The 1,691-nt window shown below is 77.2% G+C and carries 1 protein-coding gene and 1 pseudogene; one reads left to right on the forward strand and one right to left on the reverse strand.

From position 1 onward, the window contains the following. Nucleotides 1–181: 181 nt before the first annotated feature. Nucleotides 182–742, reverse strand: coding sequence for an RNA polymerase sigma factor (locus tag ICW40_RS16975; protein ID WP_221655191.1), 561 nt, complete (start codon nt 740–742; stop codon nt 182–184). A 249-nt stretch (nt 743–991) separates the two neighbouring features. Here ICW40_RS16975 and ICW40_RS16980 point away from each other — a divergent pair. Continuing rightward, nucleotides 992–1,691: pseudogene (locus tag ICW40_RS16980) on the forward strand (hypothetical protein); the annotation flags it as partial.

Below are 1,691 nucleotides of genomic sequence, written 5' to 3' on the forward strand. Positions count from 1 at the left end.
GGCTGCGCCAGCCCGTCACGCAGCACCGCCTCGAGCGCCGGCGTCGGGCGCGGTGCGTCCTGCGCGGCGGCGCGCAGCGCGGCGACGAACGCGACGAGCTCGGGCTCGCCGTCGACGGGCGACCCGGCGACGAGGCGGTCGTCCGACGTGGTGCTCATGTCCTGGTGATCGTCGCGGAGGCTCACAGGGGTACTCCCGTCTCGGCGAGCGTCCGGCGCAGCGCGGCGAGGCCCCGGCGCTGGAGCGCCTTGACCGCGCCCGCCCGGCGGCCCGTGACCTCGGCGACCTGCTCGACCGTGAGGTCGGCGACGATCCGGAGCACGAGCACCTCACGCTGCTCGTCGGTGAGGGTCCCGAGGACCTCCATGACGCGCTGCCCGCCGAGCGCGTCGAGCGCTCCGGCCTCGGCGCTCTCGGACGTGCGGACGTCGTCCTCCGCCTCGTAGGCCGTCTCCACGACCCGGCGCGACGCACGACGGAAGGTGTCGACGGCGCGACGGTGGGCGATGGTGAACACCCACGCGCGCAGCTGCGCCTGGTCACCCTCGAACCGCGCGAGGCCGGTGAAGACCGAGAGGAACACCTCGCTCGTCGCGTCCTCGACGTCGCGCACGCCCTGGGCGCGCAGGTACCCCGCGACCGGACGCACGAGGTCCTGGTAGATCGCGGAGAAGCCCTCGGGCGACCCGCGCCGCGCGTGCGCGAGCACCCGGTCGAAGTCGTCGAGCACGAGCCACAGCATGCCCGACGGACGGTCCCGGCACCTCGCGGCTCCCCGTCCGGCGGCGGCCGACCGGGCGGTGACGCGGTCGCAGAACGGACGTTCCGCCCACCTGAACCACGTGCGGCGCGCTGAACGGGTGAATCGACGGGACGACTCGGACACCCGCCTACAGGTCCGCCCCGCGCGCGTCGACAGACCTGCTGCAAGCGGCCGGAGGGCGCCCCCACGCCCCCGGTCGTCGATCGGCCCCACAGGACGAGAGACCGCATGCAGCCCGAGCACGTCCCCGTCACCCGCCGCGAGCTGCGCGCCGCAGCAGCGGCGCAGCAGCACCGCGCGCACCGGCGCGCCCTCCTGCCGACGGCGCCCGGCGGTTCCCGCACGGCCGCACGGGCCGTCGCGACCCTCGACGGGCTCCGGCTCTCGGCCCGGCTGGCCTCGGTGACCCGACCGCGAGCCGACCACCTCCTCGGAGGCCTGCGCGCCCTCGTCGCGCGGCCCGGCTGCGTCGTGCTGCTCTCGGCCGCCTTCCTCGCCGGGGGCATCACCCAGGTGAGCGCGGAGCAGGCCGCTCGTGACGAGCACCGCGCCGCCATGACCGCCGCGCAGGCGGAGGCCGACCGCGCCGCCGCCGCGCACGAGCGCCGTGTGACGGAGGCGACCGCCCACCGCATGACCGAGCAGGGCGTGGCCTACGCCGCCCACCGGCGCAACGAGGCGCTCGCCACGGCGCAGGCCGCGATCGACGCCGCGGGGGCCGTCGTCGTGGCCGCCACCCCGGTCGTGGCCGCCGAGCAGATCAGCCCGCTCGACGTCGCCAGGGCCCAGCTCGCCGAGCTCGTCGCGGCCGCACCGGCGTCGCGCGACGTCATCGTGCCGCCGCCCACGCTCGGAACGCGGGCCATGGCCGCGACGCACGACGGCGCCGCGCCGACCCCGGTGGTCGCCGCGCCGTCCGCCCCCACCC

It is taken from the genome of Actinotalea ferrariae, from assembly GCF_019733465.1.
GTDB classification, from domain to species: domain Bacteria; phylum Actinomycetota; class Actinomycetes; order Actinomycetales; family Cellulomonadaceae; genus Actinotalea; species Actinotalea ferrariae_A.